Origin of the sequence: Bacillus sp. ms-22 (assembly GCF_009759805.1) — a bacterium.
GTDB lineage: Bacteria > Bacillota > Bacilli > Bacillales > Bacillaceae > Bacillus > Bacillus xiamenensis.
This window is the reverse complement of the sequence record NZ_CP046653.1, coordinates 1,533,091-1,553,214: the sequence shown is the minus strand read 5'-3', so window position 1 is coordinate 1,553,214 and position 20,124 is coordinate 1,533,091. Positions and strand designations below refer to the sequence as shown.

Sequence of the window (20,124 nt, the reverse complement as noted above, 5' to 3'; positions counted from 1 at the left end):
TTTGTTTTCGACTATAAACGTCAAGGCAGACATTGTAAAGTAGGTTGCCTTGAGGCGGTTATTTTTTTGGTGTGCTGTCGTCCATTTTCAGCACGGCCATAAATGCTTCTTGCGGGACTTCTACAGAGCCCACTTGCTTCATGCGCTTTTTCCCTTCTTTTTGCTTCTCAAGAAGCTTTCTTTTCCGGGAAATATCTCCACCATAACACTTCGCAAGTACGTTTTTACGCATTGCTTTAATAGTGGATCGAGCAACAATTTTTTGACCAATCGCTGCCTGAACAGGTACTTCAAAGTGCTGGCGCGGAATCAGTTCTTTTAGCTTTTCTACAATGATCTTTCCTCGTTCATACGCGTAATCACGGTGAACAATAAAGGAAAGCGCATCGATCTTTTCACCATTGAGCATGATGTCCATTTTCACGAGAGTGGATGGGCGATAGCCAATTAGCTCGTAATCAAAGGACGCATACCCTTTTGTATTAGACTTTAGCTGATCAAAGAATTCGTATACGATCTCAGCCAAAGGAATTTCATAAACAATGCTGACGCGGTTCGCATCAAGATATTGCATATCAATGAAATGACCGCGCTTTCCTTGGCAAAGCTCCATAACAGAACCTACATAATCATTCGGCACCATCATCGTCGCTTTCACGTACGGTTCTTCAATTCGCTCAATCTTTTGCGGATCAGGCAAATTAGACGGGTTATCTACGACGATTTTTTCTCCATCTGTCATATACACATCGTAAATAACACTTGGCGCCGTCGTAATGAGGTCAATTTTAAATTCACGCTCAATCCGTTCTTGGATGATTTCCATATGAAGCATACCGAGGAAACCGCAGCGGAAACCGAAGCCAAGTGCTTGGGATGTCTCTGCCTCATATTGAAGGGAAGAATCATTTAATTCAAGCTTTTCTAACGCTTCACGCAAGTCATTGTATTTCGCTGTGTCAATTGGATAAAGTCCGCAGTATACCATTGGGTTTAGCTTTCTGTATCCAGGCAGTGCTTCTTTTGCAGGGTTTTCTGCACTTGTAATCGTATCCCCTACACGTGTATCACCGACATTTTTAATGGCAGCTGTCAAATAGCCAACATCTCCAACAGTCAGTTCGTCTGTTGGCATTGCTTTTGGTGTGAATACGCCGACCTCAAGCACTTCAAATTCTTTGCCTGTCGCCATCATCTTGATTTTCTGGCCGGGTTTTACCGTCCCTTCGACAATTCGTATGTAAGCAATGACGCCGCGATACGCATCGTAGAGGGAATCAAAAATAAGGGCTTGAAGCGGTGCTTCTGGGTCTCCAGTTGGTGCGGGCACCTTTTCGACGATTTGTTCTAAAATATCCTCGATCCCAATCCCCGCCTTAGCAGAGGCCAGAACTGCTTCAGATGCATCCAAGCCGATGACATCTTCAATTTCTTGTCTTACACGCTCAGGCTCTGCACTCGGCAGATCAATTTTATTGATAATCGGTAGAATTTCTAAGTTGTTATCAAGAGCTAAATAAACGTTCGCAAGTGTTTGTGCTTCGATGCCTTGTGCTGCATCCACAACAAGAATTGCCCCTTCACAAGCAGCCAGGCTTCGGGATACTTCATAGGTGAAGTCGACATGCCCTGGTGTATCAATCAGGTGCATAATATATTCTTCTCCATCCTTGGCCTGATATTTCAGCTGGACAGAGTTTAATTTAATCGTAATGCCGCGTTCACGCTCTAAGTCCATGGAATCAAGTAATTGTTCTTTCATTTCTCGTTGAGTAATCGCCGCTGTTTTTTCCAAAATACGGTCCGCCAATGTGGATTTGCCATGGTCAATATGGGCGATAATGGAGAAATTCCGAATTCTTGATTGCCGTTCTAATCGTTTTTCTTTATCTGTCACAATCTATCACTCCTACTATAAAACGCGGGTTGCGCTAGGTTAGATTATATCAATAGGGCTGTAAAGATTCAATCGAAATCAAGAAAAGCCGCTCATCGGTTAGCGGCTTTCATGAAAAGGTGTGTGATCTTATGAAATTCACTGTTTATTTCCCATTCACCCAATCATAAAGAGAACGGGCTGCATGGGTCATGCCATCAGATAAAGCTTTCCCTGCCTTAGAGAAGGCATTAAAGCTCTCCATTTCTTCAAGCTGCTTTTGCTTTTCTGCTAAATCCTTTTCTGTCACAGCTGTTCCTAAAATAGAGGCTTCTTTTTCTTGATCGTCATTCATGTGAATCGTGAAGGCCCCTTTTAATTGCGGATCATGGTAGCCCTTCATTTGAAGCATGCCATTATTGGCTTGCTGCATTCCTAAAAAGACGCCAAACAGCAATACCAACCCTAAAATAATGGTTTTTCCGATAAATGAGCCCATGCCCTGCACCACCTTAAGACCGTTTTTTCTCATCCTTTGCTTTGCCGTTTACCTTTTCTGCGTCCCAGAAAATCTCACTGAACACATCAGCTGCTGCGTTAGATGCATTTTTCAATTCTTCCATATTATTATCCACACCGCCAAATTCTAAAAGAAGGGCTTTGTCAGATAAGTCTTGATTATAGATTCCATTATCACCAATTTCTCCTTTGGCAAACACTCCGACGCTGAGACCTTTATATTTTTTCTCCATCAAATGGTGGAACTCCGTCGCCAGCTTTAAGTTTTTCTCATAGCTTTGATTCTTCTTCCCAACAACAAACGCTATCCGTGCATATTTCTTGCCTTTGATCTCTACTGTGGTATCTTTCTTTCTTCTTGAATCACGGTGAATATCTATTAAATAGTTGAGGTCCTCATTTTTAGCGAGGGCTTCTTTTACAACCAGTCTCGATTCATTATACGATTGCGGATACTTTAACCCTTTTTGCAGCAGTCTTTTTTCAATTTCCGTTTTATCGACTGTGTTGCCGATTCCTTGCTGGTCGAGCGCTTTACCAAACATGTCGCCGACAAGGGTGACGTTCACTTTTGAGTGCCGCGCATTGTTTGGATCTGTCTCTCCTTTTAGAAATGGTAAATATGATTCCGTATTATGTGTGTGATAAATGTACACAGCTTTTCGTTTTCCTGTAGATCGGTCCGGCTCTTTCGCAGGCTTTTTCGGCTCATCCTCATCAAGCTTGTCCAGCTCAGCCAAATTTGCCTCTTTTTCATCTTTGATGACTTCACTTGGCGGCGGCGATTCCATTGGCATATTCGTATAGTCTGTCCCTTCACCCGCTAAAATGATTTTTGTATCAAAATGTTCAAAGCCCGGCAGCTCTCTTCCTAGAAAACTGCGAGGATCTTCTAAATTGATACTTGTGGCAAGCTTGAGTGACAGCCCAGAGAAATTGAATCCTTTCTGATCTTCTGGGACCGCTGAGGCGAAATATTGGTTTTCCATGCCCATTAGGGTCGCAAAGAATGCCCCTGACAGCTCATCTGCCACACCATATAATGACGCTTGAGGTCTAAGCTCAGGTTTTAAAGACGTCAAAGACCCTGACATGACAAACACAACCACAAGAGAGGCAATAAACAAGAAAATACTCTTCACTACTTTCGTTCCATTAATCGCAACAACCAACTGTCGAGGACGGCGGGGTCTTTTTTTCATGATTTACTCCCTCCAGCACGCTTTCTAGTAATTACACTATGAGCGAGCTAGAGAAAGTAGAACCGTTTAATGATTATAAGAACCCATGTTATCTTGAGAGATTTTTTGATGAAGCGCTGTATTTAATCCATTGGCGAGTACGTTCGCCATGTCATCAATGAATGTATCGACTTCCTTCGGTGTGACCATTAGATTTTGTCCAAGCGGTGCAAGCACTTCATGGATCAACTGTCTTTTTTCTTCTTCAGGCAGCGTTCCTACTATGCCTAAAAAGGATTGACGCGTTTCTTCGTCTGGTAAGTCTTCTTCATTCAGCACTTTTTTCTTCCCAAATGTCAAACCAGCTGGTACTAAAGATCGGGAAGGTCTATCATCTTTCAGTTCTCTACCAAAATGCTTTAAGACATAATCAATCGTGTCACTTGCGATCGTTACTGCATCAACCACGGTCGGAACACCAATCGCAATGACTGGAATGCCCAATGTGTCTTTGCTTAATTCCTTGCGCTTATTCCCTACACCCGATCCTGGATGTATACCTGTATCAGAGATTTGAATCGTCGTATTCACCCGTTCCACCGCACGGGCAGCCAGTGCATCTATGGCGATCACAAAATCCGGTTTGGATCGTTCAATCACACCTTGTATAATGTCACTTGTTTCTATACCCGTCAGTCCCATGACGCCAGGTGATAAAGAAGACACAGGTCGATAGCCTTCCTGCACATTTTCAGGCTGTAATTCAAATAAATGCCGCGTCACCAGCAAGTTTTCAACTGTGAGCGGCCCTAAAGCATCAGGCGTGACATTCCAGTTTCCGAGTCCCACAACAAGACAGCTCGCATCTGCCTGAATGCCGCGGTCTTTTAAAAACTGAGCAAAATGATGGGCAAAGACTTCGACCACTTTTTCTTGCATCTCAGAATCCTTCTCGCGAATTCCCTGCGCTTCAAGCGTTAAGTATGTACCCGCCTTTTTCCCTGTCAGTTCCTCTCCTTCTTTCGTGATTTCCACAGTACGTATGCGGATGCCATGCTCTTCCTTTTCCTTCTCGACAATTCCTTGAATACCGTCCTTTTTGACGACATTCGGATCGTTCTCTTGTTCTAGTATCTCTTTTGTTTCAACGGCCAAATCGGTCCGGATTTGATATGCGCTTAAATCGAGTTTCTGTTTCTTCATGAAAAAGCTCCTTCCACCAAGTCATTAACTGTAGTCTTTCCATCTCTTTCAAGAAACATTCGAGCGCTTCATCAATGAAAAATACTTTACATTTATATTGCATTCTAAAGGTGTGTTTGATAGAATACAATTTGTTCTATTGTGAAGATTTAACCTTAAGACAATTGTGTTTAGGTTGTATCTTAGGAGGTGAAACACATGCCAAATATTAAATCAGCGATCAAACGTACAAAAACGAATAACGAACGCCGTGCACACAACGCAACGATCAAGTCTGCGATGCGTACTGCGATTAAACAAGTTGAAGCTTCTGTCGCTAAGAACGATGCTGAGCAAGCAAAAGCTGCTCTTTCTTCTGCTGCAAAACGCATTGACAAAGCCGTTAAAACTGGTCTTGTACACAAAAACGCAGCTGCGCGTTATAAATCAAGACTTGCTAAACAAGTAAACGGACTTTCTGCATAATAATTGCAACGCCTCAGTCATGAGGCACCTGTTTAACTGTACGTCCGTCCTGACCGGCTTAGCCATAAGGACAGACTGGCAATTATACATCTAAACAAAAACGACCCTCTTTTCAGAAGGTCGTTTTTTTATATTCTCATGCCCCTAATAAGCGAAGCAGGAACAATTCTAATAACAGCTGCTTGTCCTTTTTGCCCGTTTTCATTTCATAATCAATCGTGGAAAGCTCTTTGACGATGCGCTTGAGCTCTTCTTCTGAAAACAAACTCGCTTGATCCATAGCGAGTTTGACCCGGAATGGATGGACTTTCAGGTTTGACGCAATTTGTTTTTGCCCATATCCCTGCTGAGCAAAGTACTTCGTTTGCAGAATTAATCGAAATTGATTTGAAATGAGTGCCAATATTTTGATGGGTTCCTCATTTTGCTTTAGGAGGTCATAAAACATTTGCATAGCTTCAGAACGGCGCCTGTTCACGATTTGGTTGATCAGTTCGAAAATATTCTGCTCCAGACTTCGTGCAACGAGCTGATTGACATCAGCCAGCTCAATTTCCTCCCGCTCTCCAATATATGTACTGAGCTTCCGGACCTCTTGGAAAAGGGAGGACAGACTTCCACCACATAACATCACAAGCTGTTCTGCCGCTTCGGCTGTGATTGTTTTTCCTTCTGTTTTCACCAATGTGATGGTAAAATCAGTCGTTTCTTTAGGATTTAACTCTTTCGCCTCGACCACAGCTGCTTTCTTTTTCAGTAATTTCGTGATTTTCTTACGTTCATCCAGTTTTTCATAAGGTGCTAATAAGACAAGAATGGTGTAAGGAGCTGGCTTTTCTAAATAAGCTTCTAATACAGAAAGCTGATGCTCTATTTTTTCCTTTTTCTTTTCTGCTGTCAGAAAATAAGGATTCTTGATCACCACAAGACGTCGTTCTCCCATAAACGGAAATGTTTCGGCGTCCGTCACAGCCTGCTCAAGCGGCACCTCTTCCATATCAAAAACCGAGTAGTTAAAATCCTTCGTTTCTTCGTCGACCACAGCTTGTCTCAATTTAGCAGCTGTCTCTTGCAATAAGTATGTTTCTTTTCCATATAAGCAATAAACGGGATGGATATCCCCTTTTTTAAAATTGTTCCATATCTCAAAGACCATTCGCTCGAATCCCTCTCTTTCACTTCCTCCTCTATCCTAAAGTGTGTGGAGACATTAGTAAAGAGGAAGCTGAAAGTGCCGCCTCCTCATTTATAGTAAACGTCTCACGTAAGCTCCCGGGTCAGCTCACAGTCAGACGATATTCACAAAATGATCATGAAAATGGAAAACGGTTACTTTGCCTTCTAGCAATTCCAAATGAGTTCAAGTATACTAAAATTAGCCAGGAGGGATGAAAATGAATGAATTTGAAAAGAATGTTCAAAGCAAGCGGAATGATGTGACCGACTCAGCTGTTGGTTTTATCGTCACATTCGGATTTTTCGCCTCAATGTTTATTTTGGCAACAGTTATACACCTTGTTGGATCTTAACTACATGAATGCAAGATGACTGCCGTTTTGGCAGTTTTTTTATTGATTTTGTAAGATATCATATGGAGGATGAGCGTAAAATGTTCCATTCTCTTCAAGAAATTCATAGGTCACACTTCCAGCGATATCTGTACGATACACCTTTGTTTGATGATCGTTGAGTTTTTTCAAGACTTCTTGATGAGGATGCTGATACCGATTTCGTTCACCTGCTGAAATAAGTGCAAATGACGGCTTCAATTGCTGAAGCCATTCTTCACTTGTTGAGCCTTTACTCCCGTGATGGGCAACCTTCAAGACATCTGCTCGCAGCTGGGGATACGCTTTTATGATTTCTCGTTCCCCTTCTTGTTCAAGATCCCCCGTGAATATAAAACGCTTTCCGCCAAGAGTAAGGGCGAGAACAAGTGAATCATTATTTTTACTCGTCACCCGATCATTTGCCGGATGAAGAACCTCCATTACTTGTCCTCCAATCCTCAGCTGATCTCCTCTCTCTAATTCATCAACAGGTATCCCTTGATCAGCCGCTTCCGCTAACAGCTTTGCATCTTCCGGACTTCGGGCAAAGCCTTTTGGTACGGCAAGCCGCTTTACTTTATTTCGCTTCATTAACCGCATCGCTTCTCCCATATGGTCTTGATCGGCATGTGTGAGAATGAGAAGATCAAGTTTTGCTATTCCTTTTGCATGCAAGAACGGGATAAGCGTTTGATCACCGATCGTAGATACTTTTCGTCTTTTTTTCCACGGCTCTTCTTTAAAAGAAAGTCTGCCTCCTGTGTCTATTAATATATGCCCCGCTCGATAAGGGAGCTGAATAAACAAACTATCCCCTTGCCCTACATCCAGCATCGTGACCTCTCCTTTTTGAAGAAAGTTTGGAGTGAAATAGTGTACACCGAGTGCACCAATGAGAAAAAGAAGCGGCACAGCATAAGATTTGATGGAAGTTTTACATTCAAGCACAAATAATAGAAAAATAATAGAGGAAACCTCTAGGAGAACGTGCCACCAAGTAGATTTCATAAAGATCAGGGTGAGACCATCATAAGAAGCCATATGCGCTGACAGCTGATGACTAAACCGGATCACCGAATCAAGCAGCTGAAACAAAGTTTGACCAAGCGGAAGATAAATCAAAGACAAAAGGAAAAAGAGTAAAGACAGAGGCATGACAACGATTGTATAAAAAGGCACAAAAATCATATTCAAAGGAACACTCAGCAAGGAAAATTGCTGAAAGTAATATAAAAGAACAGGAAGTGAGGCAAGCTGTGCAATAAAGGAAATGAGGAATAACTGCATCACCGAACTTTTCGCTTTTGATAAAATTCTTGTGGATAATAAAATGAAAAATGTCACCACAAATGAAAGCTGAAAACCGACATCAAATAAATAAAGTGGCTGAATAGCCAATAAAAGCAAAAATGTCACGCTTAAGACCACCGCAGAAGGCTGTTTCATTTCTTTTGGCAGGCTTGTGATGACCAAATAGATCCCTGCCATGAGACAAGCTCTCAAAACGGACGGCGCAGCACCTGTCAAACAAGCATAAACCGGAAGAAAGCATAATAACAGAATACGCGCTGTCTCTCTTGTCACGCCAACGCGGAGCAAACACCAAAACAGGCAGGCGAGCAGCGTTTGAACATGAAGTCCTGAGATGGCTAATAAGTGAATGATGCCAAGCATTTGATAATCTCTTAATGTGTCAGGATCAATCAATTCACGGTCTCCAAAAATGAGCGCCTGTACAATTCCTACAGAGCTGTTAGGAACAAGGTTTTCAAGAAATCTTAGCCCTTTCTGTCTTAAGACCGAGAGCACATGTGAAGGGCTGTCATGTTTTGTGCAGCTTTTAATAGACTTTGGCAAGAAAACAGCATCAATGCCTTTTGTTTTTAGAAATTGATCATATTGAAACCCGTTAGGTATGGTGGCGTGTTTAGGTAATCGAACATCACCTGACATATGACAGCTCATTCCCGGCACCACGCTATTTAGCGCATCTTTTTCATACTCCGTTTGAATTGTATAAAAAGCGGCTAATCGCTCATCTTCTGTTGAAACAGTTGCTGAAAAACGATTGCCATCTATTTTCGGAATGCTTTCAATCACTACTGAACCAGAAAATGATTTTTCTTGTGCGGTATGATTCGCTTCAAGAGACTGATGAACCATAAACATGAGTGTATAAATCGTTCCACACAAGCTAACGATTAGAAAAAGCTGGGGTGTTTTTTTGAGCAAGCTGATTAGGAGAAAAACAAGAAGAAAAAGAAAAAAATACACATGAAGATGACATGCGGCCAGAGCAATTCCAGCAGCTGCTGAAATCGCCCCGAACGGCAAATACTTAAACATAGGAAGTAAATAATTGATTCGCCTTTTCATGCATTTGTCGAATTTCTGTTTCGCTAAGTCCTGATTCACTTAGTTTGCCAATTAAATCCGCAACAAAGGCTAATTTTTCTTGGTTTTTTAAGTCAATGATCATTTCATCTAGTTCAACCTGTTCCGTTTGAACTCCGGCCTGCTCGAATAAATCGACAGCATAAGGATGATTTTTATAATCCTTCGCATAATACACTGTTCGAATACCTGCTTGAATAATCGCTTTACAGCACTGCAAACAAGGAAAGTGCGTCACATAGATTTCAGCATCTGCTGTTGGTGCACCAAATTTGGCACATTGCAAAATGGCGTTCATCTCCGCATGAATTGTGCGAACGCAGTGATGATCTATCACATAGCATCCTACATCTGCACAGTGCACATCACCAGCAATGGAGCCATTGTATCCTCCTGCAATGATACGCTTATCTCTTACGATGGTGGCCCCGACAGCTAACCGCTCACAGGTGCTTCGCAAAGCAAGCAAATGGCTTTGCGCCATAAAATATTGATTCCATGAAATTCTCTCCACGAGCTGATCCCTCCAGAATGATGTATGGTATTAAGTGTACATGCCTTTCTTCTATACCGTCAATTCTACTTGACCGTCAGTTGATTTTTCAGCCGTTTGATGGTCTTCTCGCCAAAACCCGAAATGTTCCGCAAATCTTCAATTTGTTGAAATTCTCCATGTTCTTCTCTATACGCAATGATGGCTTCTGCTTTGGCTGGACCTATCCCATTAATGGTCTGCAACTCCGCTGCATCAGCTTGATTCACATTCACAACTTGACTCATTTCATTTTTTGATGAATTTCCTGATGAAGTGTCTGCTGCTGCCGGCTGCATTTGCCTGCCTTCTTCTCCCTGCTTTCGTACATAAATCATCATACTGTCCTGTAATTTTGCGGCTTGATTGATGTCAAACGTATCCGCCTTACGAGTAAAGCCTCCTGCTCTTTTAATCGCATCTTCAACCCGATCCTCAGGTCGAAACGAATATACACCCGGTTTTCTTACAGCTCCTTTCACCTCCACTACAATGGATGATGACTCATTTTCTGCACTCTCCTGCTTGTCTTCTAATGTGATTGACATGTCTTTTGTTTCCTTCAACACACTCGGCTCAGCGCTGTTTTCTTTTTTTCCTGCTAAAAATAAAAAGCTGATGATGGCAGCGATAATAATTGCCGCTGCGACATAGAGTCTGTATTTTTTCAATAGAATAAGTCCTTTCACTTGCTCACGCTTCTTTCAATCATATTTTCCTACTGCTTCACATACTGTTTAGAAGATAACAGATCCTATGCGTCTAAGGAGGGAGAACGTTTGAATATCGGGTTAATCGGTACAGGAAACATGGGTACCATACTTACTGAGGCATTTATTGAATCGAAGGCAGTCAATCCCTCATCCATCACCATCACAAACCGAACCATTGAAAAAGCATTCAATATAAAAAAGAACCACCCAGAGCTCGAAGTAACGAAACAGCTTTCAGGGGCTGTAACAAATAAAGATTTCATCTTTATTTGTGTCAAACCACTGGATATTTATCCACTGTTAAAAGAGCTGAGCCCGCTGTTAACAGAACAGCAAACCATTGTCATTATTACAAGTCCTGTTCATCCTGAACAGCTTCAGGATATCGTTCCTTGTCAAACAGCCAGACTGATTCCAAGCATCACAAACCGTGCGTTATCAGGCGCATCCCTTTTAACTTTCGGTTCATCATGCAATGTTGCGACGAAAGCGACACTAAGACAACTAGCTTCGCGCATTTCAACTCCAATTGAAATTCATCATTCAATCACACGGGCAGCTTCAGATATTGTCAGTTGCGGACCTGCTTTTATCAGCTTTCTCGTTCAGAAAATGATTGAAGCCGCCGTTGAAGAAACGGATATTTCAAAAGAGGAAGCCACCACCTTATCAGAAGACATGCTTGTAGGACTTGGCCGTTTGATTGAAAAAAGAGTGTATACCCTTCCGGCCCTGCAGGACAAAGTGTGTGTGAAAGGCGGCGTCACTGGTGAGGGCATTAAAGCACTTGAAGCAGGTGTTCAAGATATGTTTCACCGGCTTTTTCAAAACACCCATGAAAAGTTCGATGAAGATCTTGAAGCGGTTGCGCATCAATACCCGCCGAGTGTGTTTACTGATGATCGCAGAAATTAGTGACCTTTGCAACAAACGAAAAAAGGGTTTTAAAAAACCATCGTTCCACTAAACGATGGTTTTTGGTTTCTTAGCTGAAATAAAATATCTTTCGGCGAATTCCTGAGGTGCTTCATTTGTAAAATCAGCAGTCACTTCAATCTTTTCAAAGCCAGCTGACTCAAGAAACGCTGCATAAGTCTCAAATGGAAATGTACGCTGTTCATGCGTCTCATCATAACGCTGATACACGTCTCCGTCCTTTACAAAAAAACTTAAATCATGAATGACCGAATACATGGCATCCCCTTTATCACTCTGCCAAATGTAGCTGATCTCTTCATCTTGATCTGCGAAGGTAGAGCCAGGGAATACCTCTTCCATTTTATAAGGGGTATGAACGTCAAAGAGTAAAACCCCACCTGCCTCTAAAAGCTGAAACATGTTTTTAAAGGTTTTTTTGACGTCATTTTCGTTTTTTAAGTAGTTCAATGAATCACAGCAAATAACCGCTGCTTGAAAGGCTTGTTCAAAGCCCGTAAGCTCTCTCATATCCTGATGTAAAAATTGAATCGACTGCTTGTGAGCCTGTGCTTTTTGCTGCGCAAATGCCAGCATCTCTTCGCTTAAGTCAATTCCTGTAACCATGTGGCCTTTTTCAGCTAACCGCAGAGATATCTCTCCAGTTCCACAGCCTACATCAATGATGGTACTATTCGGCTTGATATACTGCTGTATCCACTGAACCCATTCATCATAAGGTGCATGTGTCATGAGCTCATCATACACACCTGCAAACCCTTGATAAATCATGAATTAATGCCAAGTGAAAGCGTTTCTCTCGGCGCATCTCCCCATAACTTTTCTAGGTTATAGTATCCTCTTTCTTCCTTGTGGAACACATGAGCAATGACATCTCCTAGATCAATCAATACCCATCTTGCCTCATCAAAGCCTTCCATCTTTTTGACTTCGATGCCGCCTTCTTCTGCAAGATGTTTTACTTCTCTTGCAATGGCCTGGACTTGTTTGTCAGAATTCCCGTGACAAATGAGAAAATAATCTGCAACAAGTGAGATTCCTTGCATATTCAGGGCAATAATGTCCTCTGCCCGCTTATCATCGCATGCTCCTGCTGCGATGTTTAAAATTGATGATGCATCCATCAAAATTCCTCCTTAGTTGTTCTTATGCACAAGCGAGTTATAAGTAGCAAGTGTATCTGGAAAGATTGGCTGATTCTTTTTCATTAAAAAGCTGATTGTGTTTTTTAATGCTTGAATCAGGGCAAGATCCAAATCATGCTCTGCTAACTCTCTTACTTCTTCTACACCAGGAAAATGACGTCCTGGCTCTATATAGTCAGCAACATAAATGACTTTTTCAAGCAATGTCATGTTTGGTCTGCCGGACGTATGAAATTCAATCGCAGTTAAGATGTCCTGGTCGTCAATTCCAGCTTCTTTTTTGACCAAATATGCACCGACTGGGGCATGCCAAAGCTCGGGGGAATAATCAAGCAATAAAGGGTTCATCTGCTCCTGCTGGATGATGCCCTTCATTTCTTCCTTTGGTCTGAATTTGGCATAATCATGAAAAATAGCGGCCATCTCTGCTTTTTTCACATCTGCACCAAATCGTTCCGCTAATGAAATGGCTGTATCCATGACCCCAAGTGTATGTGTATACCTATGCTCAGTTAACTGTTCTTTGACACAGTTTAATGCTTCTTCACGATTCATATAAATGATGCTCCTTTATATAACGCTCAACAGCTTTCGGGATCAAATAATCGACAGGTTTCCCCTGCTTCATTCGCTGCCTAATCAATGTCGATGATACATCAAATGCTGGAACATCTGCAAACAAAAGAGGATACGTCGTACTTCCTACATAACCTGGTCTTTTCATCCCAATGAAGGTGATCATCTGAAGCAACTCATCAATTCGGTGCCATTTCGGCAAATTATCGACCATGTCCGCTCCAATCATAAAAAAGAACTCCTCTTCAGGATGATGCTTCTTTAACAGCTCCACGGTATCTACTGTATAAGAAGGGCCCTCTCGCTCCAATTCAATAAGCTCGATTCGAAAATGTGGATTTGACTGAATCGCTTTTTCCACCATTTTCACGCGATGATGACTATCTGCTCGTTTTTTGCCCGTTTTATGCGGAGGCTTGTGATTTGGGATAAACCAAATTTCATCAAGACCTACTTGGAAACGCACCTCACTTGCCATCAGCAGATGCCCGTTATGCGGGGGATCAAACGTACCGCCGAACAACCCTATTTTTTTCATATCATATCCACCTTTACGGCAGCTTAATTTGTTTATTTTCCTTAGATTCTTTGTACAGGACAATCACATTTCCGATCGTTTGAACGAGTTCAGCCTTTGCGCCTTTTACAAGTGCTTTTGCGACCTCTGTTTTGTCCTCGTCGCAGTTTTGCAATACGCTCACTTTCAAAAGTTCTCTTGCTTCAAGCGCCTCGGAAATTTGCTTGACCATATTGTCATTTACCCCGCCTTTTCCCACTTGAAAAATAGGGGATAAATGATGTGCTTGTGCACGTAAAAAACGTTTTTGCTTACCTTTTAACATGGTGTTCCTCCTAGTTTCTCTATGACAATTGACTTCATTTTTCTGGCGTCAGGCGTGATGCCCGTCCACAGTTCAAAGGCTCTTGCCGCTTGACCGACAAACATACCAACCCCATCTACTGTTTTCAAACCTAACCCGGCTGCTTCACTAAGCAGCTTTGTTTCTATTGGATTATACACAATATCACAAACGACCGCTGTTTTCTTTGCTTTTGTTAAAGAAATTGGGGTTTCTTCAACATTCGGGTACATCCCGATTGAGGTTGTGTGGATGATGACATCATAATTCCCGAGCCGTTCTTCTGCTTGATTTAATGGGATAGCACTTGATGTGATTTTCCCTTCAGCACTTTCAATTAACGACTCAGCTTTTTCAATGGTGCGGTTGGTGATGTCAAAGCTTTTCGGAGCATATTCAGCCATTGTCATATAAATCGCTCTTGCCGCTCCGCCAGCACCGATCATAAGAAATGACAGCTCTGATAACGGCTGATCTAAAGCTTCAAGCAATGAATGAAGAAAGCCTTCTCCATCTGTATTGTATCCAACAAGCTGACCTTTTTCGAGACGCACAGTATTGACTGCACGCAGGCGTTCAGCTGTTACATCAATTTTGTCAAGGTACTGCATGATCTCCACCTTGTGCGGGACAGTGACATTAAAACCGCTGATTCCTAAGGCTTTCATGCCGCTGACGGCATCTGCAAGATCGTGTTCTTCTACTTGAAAGCCATGATAATGCCCATCAATTCCAGCATCCTTTAATGCTGCGTTATGAATATCTGGAGACATTGAATGGCCAACAGGGTAACCGATTAATCCGTATAAAGGTTTCAAGGTCTCTCCCCCTTTGAACTTTTAAATTAACGAACGTCTCATAAACACATGAACGCCTTTTGGCGCATAGACTTTGATTTGCTTTCCTGCATCATTCGCTGTCACCCAGCCTAGTCCTGAAAAGACAATGTCCGTTTTCGGCTGATCAATGGTAAAGGTGTGCGGAACGAGCGGCGGAAAATCTTCCATTCCCTCTTTTGACGGCGGTGAAAGCAGCTCTCCTGCATGCTTTTCATATAAGTCATCTGCGTTCTCCAGCTTTGTCCGGTGAATGTTGAGCTCGTTTGGCATGTAGCAGACAAATGAGGTTCTGCCGCCTTTTACATAATCAAATCGAGCGAGCCCGCCAAAGTAAAGCGTTTGAGCTTCATTTAACTGGAACGTTCTCGGCTTTAATTCTTTTTTCGGCGTTAAAATTTTCAAATCGTTTTTGTCCACATAATGCGCCATTTGATGACGATTGATGATGCCCGGCGTATCAAATAACGCTGACCCGTCATCAAGCGGAATCTCAATGGCATCAAGTGTTGTCCCCGGGTATTGGGATGTGGTGATCACATTCTCTTCCCCAGACACCTCTTTAATGATTCGATTAATAAATGTTGATTTTCCGACGTTCGTACAGCCGACAACATAGACATTTCTCCCGTCGCGGTAATGGTCGATTGCTTCCATCACCTCAGGCACACCTTGTCCTCTGCTTGCACTGATTAAGAATACATCAATTGGGTTTAATCCGTTTTCTTTTGCTTCCCGCTTCATCCATTGAACAAGACGGTCCTTTTTCACGGATTTCGGTAATATATCTACTTTGTTGCCGACAAGCAAAATCGGATTACCACCGACAATACGGCTCAGCCCATTGATCCAGCTTCCGTTAAAGTCAAAAATATCAACGACCTTCACAATTAAAGAATCGGTCTCGCCAATGCTGTGTAAAATATTTAAAAAGTCGTCTTCGGTTAATGACACATCCTGAATTTCATTGTAGTTCTTTAACCTAAAACAGCGCTGGCAGATCACATCTTCTTTCAATAGAGATGCTGCCGGCGCATATCCTAATTGATCTTTATTTTCCGTCTGAATGGCTACACCGCAGCCAATACAAACAACCTTTTCCATTATTACTCTTCCTCCCACTGAATGTGGCCCTTACGCTTTAAGGCTCCTAAAATTCTGCGTTCAATCTGCCTGTTAAACTTCGTGAAAAATCCGTCCGACGCCGCAACAGGAACAACCAAAATCGTATGGAAGCCATGTCTGTTCCCGCCAAGCACATCTGTCATAAGCTGATCTCCAATGACAACCACATCTTCTTTTTTCAATTGCATATCAGCAACTGCCTTATTAAAAGCTCGTCCCATAGGCTTTCTCGCTTTATAAATAAACGGAATGTGCACCGGCTCAGAAAAAAGCTTGACCCTTTTTTCGTTATTGTTCGATACAATCGTCACTTGTATCCCGTGATCTTTCATCTCTTGAAACCATTCAATTAAACGCGGGGTCGCACTTGGACGGTCCCATTCGACTAGTGTGTTATCTAAATCGGTAATAATGCCTTTCACATTTCGTTCTTTTAGTTTTTGCGGTGAAATGTGGAAAATACTTTTCACAAATTCATCTGGTAAGAAATACTTCTTTAGCACAGTTTGCACCCTTTCTTCCTTTGGTTTTTCAGCGATCGTGTCGAATCAAATCATAATTTGTCTGTCTATCGAATACAATGAAAAAGTTTTCGACATATGATGAGGACCTTCAACAGGTGTGGATAATTTTACACACATTATCCACCTATATTTCATCATGCTTTCATTCAATTATAAACACTCTACCCACAAGTTATCCACTTACCCATGTGGATAACAGAACGATTGTTCTTGTTTCCCATTCATGTTAGATTAAAGGTACTTCAAAGACATTCGATCAACCTATGATGATATGTCTTTTCCTCAAGTTTTATGCCAACTTTTTCAGGGGAGGTGTTTTTCCCATCATATGGGTTTCTAGTATGAAAAAGCTGTCAGATGATTTACTTATAGAATCGTATTATAAAGCAAATGAAATGAACTTAAATCGTGACTTCATTGAATTAATTGAGACAGAAATGAAAAGACGTTCGCTCGGGCATATGCTCTCTGTTTCCTCTTAATTCCATATCACCAGGAACCATGCCTCCCGAGCACTCTCCTTTTTAAACTCAGGTGACTGATATTATATCACTTGCGCTATATGCTTACTACTATTTTCCGTAAAAAACACCCCTTCTAATCAAAGAAGAGGTGTCTTATTTGCAAGGCTGTTCATTCCAAAACCATAACCCTCCGCCTACGACCAAAATGACAACAAGGAATACAACAAGAAAAGCGTAACCGATTCCTGCTCCTTGAGCTGGATAAGGCGAACACGCAGGGTAAGGATAAGGACATCCCCACATATCAGTTACCTCCTTCTAGGAAGATATACTGTTAGACTATGCTAGATGGATGGTCTTGTTTAGGCAGATGGCCTGCATTTAAAAATGTTTAATGACATCACGCTCTTTGATTTCGTTATAAATGATTCTCGCCCCTTTTGGTGTCATATGATTGCCAGAAGGGTCAATGAGACCTGACTGAATCAGGGCATTGTCACTGTCTTCACCAGCTTCTCGGATGAAAGCTTTCCAATTGTCGACAAGCGGCACTTGCTGTTTTTTTGCTACTTCTCTTGTGATGTCATTATATGAGTTTTGCCAAGCTCTTGCCCCGCCTCTCTCAGCAAAATAAGATGACTTATACCGGGAGTAATAATACAAGCCCTTTTTCCCACCTTCTACAACAGGCACACAGGTCATGAGAATCGGGGTAATCCCTTCTTTTCTACTTTCAGAAATGAAGTAGGTTAAGTTTTCTTTAAATCGTTTTTTGGTCACGCGAGGGTGTTTCCCGTCTAGAATCGCCGCATCATTTGTGCCGAACATGATGAGGACGTAAGTTGGTTTTTGTTTTAAAATATCTTGCTCAAAGCGAAGCTTCGCATCTTCTGTTGTCTGCCCGCCAATGCCTGCATTCTTCACTTGAATTTGGCCGCGCTCGACGTTTTTCATGAGATTCACCCATTTTTCAGATGTTGGATAATCTCGAAAATCCCAGTTTGATCCTCTTGTGTTACTGTCACCGAATGCAATGACGCTTTCCTGCGCTGGTTTTGAGCACCCAGCAGCGACACATAAGAGGATGAAAAGGAAAACAAATTTCTTCACAACATTCACCTCCAAAAGCCCTCTTCATATAGTAAACGACAAGACTTTTGGTTTCAATGAATGACTGTTTTTGACGAATGCTTTCTATTGTAACTGAACCGGCACATAAGCTCTATCATGATGGAGCAGTTCGCTGACTTTCACAAACTCATAGCCTCTATTCTTTAATTCAGGGACCACCTGTTTCAGCGCTTCTACCGTCTGCTTACGATTTCCTCCGCCATCATGTAAAAGGATGATATCGCCGCCCTGAATATTTTCGATAATACGGCTGGCTATTTTGTGTGCACCAGGCCTTGACCAGTCCTTCGGGTCTTGCGTAAAGGACCACATGACCACATCATATCCTTGCTTTGAAAGAATGCGGAATGATTTCATGCTCAAGCGTCCGCCAGGAGGACGAAATAATAAAGGGCCGCCTGGCTGGAGGGATGCGATATGAGCTGCTGATTCTTTTAGTTCCTGCTTGATTTCCTTCGATGACAAAAGGTCAAAATACGAATGGTTCATCGTATGATTGCCGAGCTCATTTCCTTCGCCTACAATCCGCTCTGCTATTTGTGGGTATGCATGCATACGGCTCCCTATAACAAAAAAGCTGGCATTCACTTCATGCTCTCTCAGCACATCTAGTATTTGATTTGTGTATTCCGGATGAGGGCCATCATCAAAGGTTAACGCAATCTTTTTCCGTTCCTCTCTCATGTCCCAAAAGGCTCGCCCTGTTTTTTCTAGGTCGATTCTTTTTAATGTCCGCGCCTCTATTTTATTAGGAACAAAAGCACATAATACGCATACACACATTAAGATATGCAACCCTTTCATCAGACCGCCTCCACAGAACATGATTACACATTAAATTGCCCGCTTTCTGATGAATTCATTCAAGATTCATGATCATGTCTGCTTCTTTTCCGCATAAAAAAAGCCGGCCCATCAGGCCCGCTTTTTGTTTCACGTTTGGTTTCTCTCTTCAACTGTCGAACGTTGCTTAGAATTCATACAGACACTCTCCTTCTTGGATTTGATTTTGAGCCCATAGTAATTTTCGATAATACTGGTTGGACTTCTGGTACTGTTGAGAGGCTTCTAAGGCTGTCGCAATTTCTAGTGAGATATCCTCTATATAAGAGTATAGGCTAAGTTTTTCCAAATAATCAATGGTTTTTTGCAGTTGTTCTTCATTGATTCCCTGAACATATAAAGCATCCAGATACTCAAACATATGACAGAACAGCTGGTCTTCATGCTTCTTTGCGGCCAATTTCCCATCCTCTAATATGCGCATTGCCTCTGGCTGCTCATTTTGTCTAAAAAGCAATTTGGCCAATGTATAGAGTGTATGAGGAAGTGTAGGAAGCATCTCTTTGCGGGCGAGGTCAGCTGATTGGGTTAAATATCGTTCTGCTTCCTCTCTATAGCCTAGCTCTCCATAACATTTCCCTAAATTATAGAGCGCCGAGCTATAAATGCGCGGATGGTCAATTTGAGATGCGAGCTGTTTTGCCTTTTTCAAATGAGGCAGCGCCCGATCTTTACGTTTTAAATCTTGGTAATTACCTGAAATGACAAAGAGGCACTGAATAATGCGAATGGAATATGCAGCATGCTGATCGTAGATTTCAAGTGCTTTTAAAATATGGTGCATGGAGACATGCGTTTGTTTCATAATATAGTAGGCTTCTGCTACTTTAAAATGAAACTCAGCCTGCTCAATATCATCAAATACCATGGACAGCTGCTTTTCTGCCATTCGATAATATTTGACGGCCTCTAAATATTCTTTTTGACTAAACTCATGCATGCCACGAAAAAATGCGTGGTAATAATGCAGCATATCAGATAACTCATGATTGGAATTTTCGATTTTATCGACAAGGTTAGATACTGAGAAAGGTTTATATTTTGAAGGGTGTATATAGTCGAGCATAATTTGGTGCCGAAAACACATGAGCTGATAATAAATCAGTAAATGCTGGTCCTCTTCCATACGTTCAATTTCCGCTTCTACTTCCGCTTTCAAGATTTCCGCATCTGGAACACTGAACTGCCGTATCATTCGATACCATTCATTAATTTTCATGCCTACATGTGAAGAAAGAACCTTCCCCATGT

Annotated in this window: 24 protein-coding genes; 4 read left to right on the top strand and 20 right to left on the bottom strand. The window is 42.0% G+C overall.

The window, feature by feature from the left end; translation table 11 throughout:
- Nucleotides 1-58 precede the first annotated feature (58 nt).
- The 4 genes from lepA to gpr all read right to left on the bottom strand — a co-directional run bounded on the left by lepA (nucleotide 59) and on the right by gpr (nucleotide 4,779).
- Nucleotides 59-1,897 (bottom strand): translation elongation factor 4, encoded by a 1,839-nt coding sequence (gene lepA / locus GPA07_RS08085; protein ID WP_008356225.1) that lies wholly within the window; start codon nucleotides 1,895-1,897, stop codon nucleotides 59-61.
- A 145-nt stretch (nucleotides 1,898-2,042) separates the two neighbouring features.
- Nucleotides 2,043-2,375, bottom strand: a complete 333-nt coding sequence (locus tag GPA07_RS08080; protein WP_008356223.1) for a YqxA family protein — start codon at nucleotides 2,373-2,375, stop codon at nucleotides 2,043-2,045.
- Between the two features lie 13 nt (nucleotides 2,376-2,388).
- Nucleotides 2,389-3,597: a stage II sporulation protein P gene (locus GPA07_RS08075; protein WP_157292317.1), complete on the bottom strand. Its 1,209-nt coding sequence runs from the start codon at nucleotides 3,595-3,597 to the stop codon at nucleotides 2,389-2,391.
- Nucleotides 3,598-3,663: 66 nt separating this feature from the next.
- A complete protein-coding gene (gene gpr / locus GPA07_RS08070) occupies nucleotides 3,664-4,779 on the bottom strand; it encodes a GPR endopeptidase (RefSeq protein WP_008356219.1) in 1,116 nt (371 codons plus the stop codon).
- Between the two features lie 198 nt (nucleotides 4,780-4,977).
- On the opposite strand from gpr, the gene rpsT reads away from it, so the two are divergent.
- On the top strand, nucleotides 4,978-5,244 hold the full coding sequence (rpsT, locus tag GPA07_RS08065) for a 30S ribosomal protein S20 (protein ID WP_008356217.1): 267 nt from the start codon (nucleotides 4,978-4,980) through the stop codon (nucleotides 5,242-5,244).
- Between the two features lie 136 nt (nucleotides 5,245-5,380).
- On the opposite strand, the gene holA is transcribed toward rpsT, so the two are convergent.
- Nucleotides 5,381-6,400, bottom strand: coding sequence for a DNA polymerase III subunit delta (gene holA / locus GPA07_RS08060; RefSeq protein WP_008356215.1), 1,020 nt, complete (start codon nucleotides 6,398-6,400; stop codon nucleotides 5,381-5,383).
- A 238-nt stretch (nucleotides 6,401-6,638) separates the two neighbouring features.
- Here holA and GPA07_RS08055 point away from each other — a divergent pair, with 238 nt between their 5' ends.
- A complete protein-coding gene (locus tag GPA07_RS08055; protein ID WP_008342491.1) occupies nucleotides 6,639-6,773 on the top strand; it encodes a YqzM family protein in 135 nt (44 codons plus the stop codon).
- 39 nt (nucleotides 6,774-6,812) lie between these two features.
- Here the strand turns inward: GPA07_RS08055 and GPA07_RS08050 are convergent, their stop codons facing one another.
- From GPA07_RS08050 to GPA07_RS08040, 3 genes are all read right to left on the bottom strand, one after another.
- Nucleotides 6,813-9,140: a DNA internalization-related competence protein ComEC/Rec2 gene (locus tag GPA07_RS08050; RefSeq protein WP_157293145.1), complete on the bottom strand. Its 2,328-nt coding sequence runs from the start codon at nucleotides 9,138-9,140 to the stop codon at nucleotides 6,813-6,815.
- Nucleotides 9,133-9,702, bottom strand: coding sequence for a ComE operon protein 2 (locus GPA07_RS08045; RefSeq protein ID WP_008356210.1), 570 nt, complete (start codon nucleotides 9,700-9,702; stop codon nucleotides 9,133-9,135). Before GPA07_RS08045 ends, GPA07_RS08050 begins: the two co-directional genes overlap by 8 nt.
- 65 nt (nucleotides 9,703-9,767) lie before the next feature.
- A complete protein-coding gene (locus GPA07_RS08040) occupies nucleotides 9,768-10,409 on the bottom strand; it encodes a helix-hairpin-helix domain-containing protein (protein ID WP_157292316.1) in 642 nt (213 codons plus the stop codon).
- Nucleotides 10,410-10,499: 90 nt separating this feature from the next.
- Here GPA07_RS08040 and comER point away from each other — a divergent pair, with 90 nt between their 5' ends.
- Complete coding sequence (gene comER / locus GPA07_RS08035; protein WP_071168901.1) at nucleotides 10,500-11,348, top strand: late competence protein ComER; 849 nt, start codon at nucleotides 10,500-10,502, stop codon at nucleotides 11,346-11,348.
- Nucleotides 11,349-11,396: 48 nt separating this feature from the next.
- On the opposite strand, the gene GPA07_RS08030 is transcribed toward comER, so the two are convergent.
- The 8 genes from GPA07_RS08030 to GPA07_RS07995 are packed head-to-tail and all read right to left on the bottom strand — an operon-like array spanning nucleotide 11,397 to nucleotide 16,414.
- Entirely contained in the window at nucleotides 11,397-12,140 is a 744-nt protein-coding gene (locus GPA07_RS08030) for a class I SAM-dependent DNA methyltransferase (RefSeq protein ID WP_008356204.1), read from the bottom strand.
- Nucleotides 12,137-12,493, bottom strand: coding sequence for a ribosome silencing factor (rsfS, locus tag GPA07_RS08025; protein WP_008342502.1), 357 nt, complete (start codon nucleotides 12,491-12,493; stop codon nucleotides 12,137-12,139). Before rsfS ends, GPA07_RS08030 begins: the two co-directional genes overlap by 4 nt.
- 12 nt (nucleotides 12,494-12,505) lie before the next feature.
- Nucleotides 12,506-13,069, bottom strand: coding sequence for a bis(5'-nucleosyl)-tetraphosphatase (symmetrical) YqeK (gene yqeK, locus GPA07_RS08020; RefSeq protein ID WP_008356201.1), 564 nt, complete (start codon nucleotides 13,067-13,069; stop codon nucleotides 12,506-12,508).
- Entirely contained in the window at nucleotides 13,059-13,628 is a 570-nt protein-coding gene (locus GPA07_RS08015) for a nicotinate-nucleotide adenylyltransferase (RefSeq protein ID WP_071168899.1), read from the bottom strand. The genes yqeK and GPA07_RS08015 overlap by 11 nt, the downstream gene beginning before the upstream one ends.
- Nucleotides 13,629-13,641: 13 nt before the next feature.
- Nucleotides 13,642-13,932, bottom strand: coding sequence for a ribosome assembly RNA-binding protein YhbY (gene yhbY, locus GPA07_RS08010; protein WP_008342507.1), 291 nt, complete (start codon nucleotides 13,930-13,932; stop codon nucleotides 13,642-13,644).
- Entirely contained in the window at nucleotides 13,926-14,768 is an 843-nt protein-coding gene (gene aroE / locus GPA07_RS08005; RefSeq protein ID WP_008356196.1) for a shikimate dehydrogenase, read from the bottom strand. Before aroE ends, yhbY begins: the two co-directional genes overlap by 7 nt.
- A gap of 21 nt (nucleotides 14,769-14,789) precedes the next feature.
- Entirely contained in the window at nucleotides 14,790-15,890 is a 1,101-nt protein-coding gene (gene yqeH, locus GPA07_RS08000) for a ribosome biogenesis GTPase YqeH (RefSeq protein ID WP_008356193.1), read from the bottom strand.
- A gap of 2 nt (nucleotides 15,891-15,892) precedes the next feature.
- On the bottom strand, nucleotides 15,893-16,414 hold the full coding sequence (locus GPA07_RS07995; RefSeq protein WP_008356191.1) for a YqeG family HAD IIIA-type phosphatase: 522 nt from the start codon (nucleotides 16,412-16,414) through the stop codon (nucleotides 15,893-15,895).
- Nucleotides 16,415-16,776: 362 nt separating this feature from the next.
- Here GPA07_RS07995 and GPA07_RS07990 point away from each other — a divergent pair, with 362 nt between their 5' ends.
- The gene (locus GPA07_RS07990; RefSeq protein ID WP_003217327.1) at nucleotides 16,777-16,917 is read left to right on the top strand and encodes a sporulation histidine kinase inhibitor Sda; all 141 of its coding nucleotides are present in this window, start codon (nucleotides 16,777-16,779) and stop codon (nucleotides 16,915-16,917) included.
- A 135-nt stretch (nucleotides 16,918-17,052) separates the two neighbouring features.
- Here GPA07_RS07990 and GPA07_RS18620 read toward each other — a convergent pair whose 3' ends face one another.
- From GPA07_RS18620 to GPA07_RS07975, 4 genes are all read right to left on the bottom strand, one after another.
- Nucleotides 17,053-17,202 carry a hypothetical protein gene (locus GPA07_RS18620; RefSeq protein WP_003217499.1) on the bottom strand — a complete coding sequence of 50 codons (150 nt, stop codon included), beginning with the start codon at nucleotides 17,200-17,202 and terminating at the stop codon, nucleotides 17,053-17,055.
- 78 nt (nucleotides 17,203-17,280) lie between these two features.
- Nucleotides 17,281-18,009: an SGNH/GDSL hydrolase family protein gene (locus GPA07_RS07985; protein ID WP_034738389.1), complete on the bottom strand. Its 729-nt coding sequence runs from the start codon at nucleotides 18,007-18,009 to the stop codon at nucleotides 17,281-17,283.
- 84 nt (nucleotides 18,010-18,093) lie between these two features.
- A complete protein-coding gene (locus GPA07_RS07980; RefSeq protein WP_008356187.1) occupies nucleotides 18,094-18,834 on the bottom strand; it encodes a polysaccharide deacetylase family protein in 741 nt (246 codons plus the stop codon).
- 166 nt (nucleotides 18,835-19,000) lie between these two features.
- Nucleotides 19,001-20,122, bottom strand: a complete 1,122-nt coding sequence (locus GPA07_RS07975) for a response regulator aspartate phosphatase (RefSeq protein ID WP_008356185.1) — start codon at nucleotides 20,120-20,122, stop codon at nucleotides 19,001-19,003.
- Nucleotides 20,123-20,124 lie beyond the last annotated feature (2 nt).